General features: G+C 69.2%; 1 protein-coding gene. It reads left to right on the top strand.

The window, feature by feature from the left end:
- The first annotated feature begins 832 nt into the window (after nt 1-832).
- A complete protein-coding gene (locus ACFW2Y_RS35100) occupies nt 833-3,499 on the top strand; it encodes a Helicase associated domain protein (protein WP_384887603.1) in 2,667 nt (888 codons plus the stop codon).
- Nucleotides 3,500-3,611: the final 112 nt, after the last annotated feature.

The following is a 3,611-nucleotide window of genomic DNA, read 5'->3' as shown; positions in this document are numbered from 1 at the left end:
CGTGCGGAGCACGGGCGCCTCCCTCCGCTGCGCTCCAGGAGGCAGTGAGGCCGGCCGATGCGCGCCCGGCGGGCCGCGCCTCGCGCGGCCGGGCCCCTCAGGGTCTGACGGTGCGGCTAGTAGGGCCTGTAGTAGGGAAGTTGGGGGGAGCGCGGGGGCGCTCCCGGCGGGTCCGCTGCGCTCCCCCGCCCTGACAGTCCTTCAGGCTGCGCCTTACGGACTGTTAGACCCGCTGCGCGGGTCAGGCTGGCTGCGGGGGTGGGGGTCGCTCGCTCGTGTGGGTTCCAGTGTACCGCGTGCATCAGATTGATGCAGCATGTAGCATTGGCGGAAACACAGGACACCTCCAACCATCCGGGCGGGGCGTCATCGCAAACAATTCCGCTAAAGCCAATCCTTCCAGCGGGCATGAGAGTCAGAGCACTGTCCTGACTCGATTGCCGCCTGATGGGCCTTCTCTAGCCACTCTTCATCACCCACCGTTATGCCCCCAGGTGCAAGGCCGCCTGAGGCGAAGGTGCAGTCAGGGTATACGGGCTGAAGCCCGTACCAGCCAACCGATATGAGCGCAACCAGTGCGAGGGAGGCCAGAAGATGCCTCCATGAGGGACGACCTGAGCGAGGAAGAATCACACGCAGATCATAAGGGCGCCGCTGTCATCCTTCAGCCATCACAGGCTGCCAGGGTAGCCAAAGGGAGGGGAGATGACGAATGCGCGGCTTCATGAGCATCAACTAGACAGCGGCGCCGATCTGAAAAATATTCAGGGCTACATTCCCTCTCAGGCGGCCGTCTGTAAACTACTTAAGTCGGGTATCGGAGAGGTAAAGGATGCCTAGGATTCAGCTCAAGGAACACCAGGTAGACCAGAAGTCAAGTTTCCGAAAATGGGTGGGATTCCCTGCAAGGTCATCTGTGCCTCCGCAGGGTGCCCGGGGCACGATCGTGTCAGCGACCGGCTCGGGCAAGACGGTCACGGCCGCCGCGTGCGCGCTGGAGTCGTTCGCGGAGGGTCGGATCCTCGTCACGGTCCCGACCCTGGACCTGCTCGCGCAGACCGCCCAGGCGTGGCGCGCGGTGGGCCACCGGGCGCCGATGGTCGCGGTGTGCTCGCTGGAAAACGACCCGGTGCTGAACTCGCTGGGAGTGCGCACCACCACGAACCCGATCCAGCTCGCGCTGTGGGCCGAGTCCGGGCCGGTGGTCGTGCTCGCCACGTACTCCTCCCTGGTGGACCGCGAGGACATCGACGCTCCCGAGGGCCAGCAGAAGGTTCGCGGGCCGCTGGAGGCCGCTCTGGCGGGCGGGGAGCGGCTCTACGGCCAGCGCATGGACGGCTTCGACCTCGCGATCGTGGACGAGGCCCACGGAACCGCCGGTGATCTTGGCCGTCCGTGGGCGGCGATCCACGACAACACCCGGATCCCAGCGGACTTCCGGCTCTACCTGACCGCGACCCCGCGCATCCTCGCCTCTCCCCGGCCGCAGAAGGGCGCGGACGGCCAGGAGGTGGCGCTGGCGACCATGGTCGACGACCCAGACGGGACATACGGCGCGTGGCTTGCCGAGCTCGGCTTGTCGGAGGCGATCGAGCGGGAGATCCTCGCCGGGTTCGAGATCGACGTCCTGGAGATCCGCGACCCCTCCCCCGTGCTCGGGGAGTCGGAGGAGGCGCGACGCGGCCGGCGCCTGGCGCTCCTGCAGACCGCGCTCCTGGAGCACGCCGCCGCATGGAACCTGCGTACGGTCATGACGTTCCACCAGAAGGTGGAGGAGGCCGCCGCGTTCGCGGAAAAGCTGCCGGAGACGGCGGCCGAGCTGTACGTCAGCGACGCCACGGACGAGGACCTGGCGAAGGCGGAGGCGCTGCCGAAGTCGTCGATCAACGCGGAGTTCTACGAGCTGGAGGCCGGCCGCCACGTCCCGCCGGGCCGCGTCTGGTCGGCGTGGCTGTGCGGCGACCACCTCGTCTCCGAGCGGCGCGAGGTCCTACGCCAGTTCGCCAACGGCATCGACGCCAACAACCGCCGCGTCCACCGCGCCTTCCTCGCCAGCGTTCGCGTCCTCGGAGAAGGCGTCGACATCACCGGCGAACGGGGCGTCGACTCGATCTGCTTCGCCGACACCCGCGGCTCCCAGGTCGAGATCGTCCAGAACATCGGCCGCGCGCTCCGGCTCAACAAGGACGGCAGCACCAAGGTGGCCAGGATCATCGTGCCCGTCTTCCTGGAGCCCGGCGAGGACCCCACCGACATGGTCGCCTCCGCCAGCTTCAAACCGCTCGTGGCCGTGCTCCAGGGCCTGCGCTCACACGATGAGCGCCTGGTCGAGCAGCTCGCCTCCCGGGCGCTCACGAGCGGCAAGCGCAAGGTCCACGTCCGGCGTGACGAGGACGGGCGGATCGTCGGGGCCGGCGGCGAAGGCGGCGACGAGGACCAGGAGCAGGACGACACCCAGGCCGCCGCCGAAGCCGCCCTGCTCCACTTCTCCAGCCCCCGCGACGCCGCCACCATCGCAGCCTTCCTCCGTACGCGCGTGTACCGGCCGGAGTCGCTGGTGTGGCTGGAGGGCTACCAGGCCCTCATCCGGTGGCGGAAGGAGAACGAGATCACGGGCCTCTACGCCGTTCCCTACGACGTCGAGGTCGAAGTCGGGGCGACGAAGACCTTTCCGCTCGGACGGTGGGTGCACCAGCAGCGGAAGGCGCTGCGGGCGGGTGAGCTGGAGGAGCGGCGCAAGGTCCTGCTGGACGCGCCGGAGGCCGGGATGGTGTGGGAGCCGGGCGAGGAGGCGTGGGAGAACAAGCTCGCCGCGCTGCGGTCCTACCGGCGGGCCATGGGCCACCTCGCACCCCGGCAGGACGCCGTGTGGGGCGAAGCCGAGGCGATGGTGCCCATCGGGCAGCACATGGCCAACCTGCGCCGCAAGGGCGGTCTGGGCAAGGACCCCGAGCGGGCCGCCGTGCGCGCGCAGCAGCTGGCCGCGGTCGATGAGGACTGGAACTGCCCATGGTCCCTGGACTGGCAGCGGCACTACCGCGTCCTCGCTGACCTGGTCGACGCCGACGGCGCCCTGCCGGCCATCGAACCCGGGGTGCTCTTCGAGGGCGACGACATCGGGCGGTGGCTTCAGCGGCAGAAGAACCCGGGCACCTGGGCGCGGCTGTCGACCGAGCAGCAGGAACGGCTGACCACGCTGGGCGTGCAGCCCGACCAGGCCCCGTCTCCCGCCTCGGCAGCCGCGCGTACGGCGAAGGGCCCGAACAAGGCGCAGCAGGCGTTCCAGCGCGGCCTGAAGGCCCTTACGCAGTGGGTCGAGCGAGAAGGCGCCGACCGGCCGGTGCCCCGCGCGCACGGCGAGGAGATCGAGGTCGAGGGCGAGGTGGAGCCGGTGGTGGTGAAGCTGGGCGTGTGGGTCTCCAACACCAAGAGCCGGCGCGACAAGCTCACCCAGGAGCAACTGGAGGCGCTACGGAAACTGGGCGTGGAGTGGGCGTGACGCCGCCGCCCGGCCATTGAGGTCTTCTCGGCAACGTGATGGTTGCGGTGCGTGACAGCTTGCGGGTGGCCTGGGTGATGACCCGACGTCAGACATGCGTGAAGCCCCTGGT

Source organism: Streptomyces sp. NPDC058877, from assembly GCF_042742855.1.
Classification (GTDB): Bacteria; Actinomycetota; Actinomycetes; order Streptomycetales; family Streptomycetaceae; genus Streptomyces.
Note: the sequence above shows the minus strand (reverse complement) of the source record. Positions and strands in the feature narration are given on the sequence as shown.

What these genes read in the sequence shown, in the direction of transcription:
- ACFW2Y_RS35100 (WP_384887603.1), top strand. Translation starts at nt 833, where the DNA reads ATGCCTAGGATTCAGCTCAAGGAACACCAGGTAGACCAGAAGTCAAGT.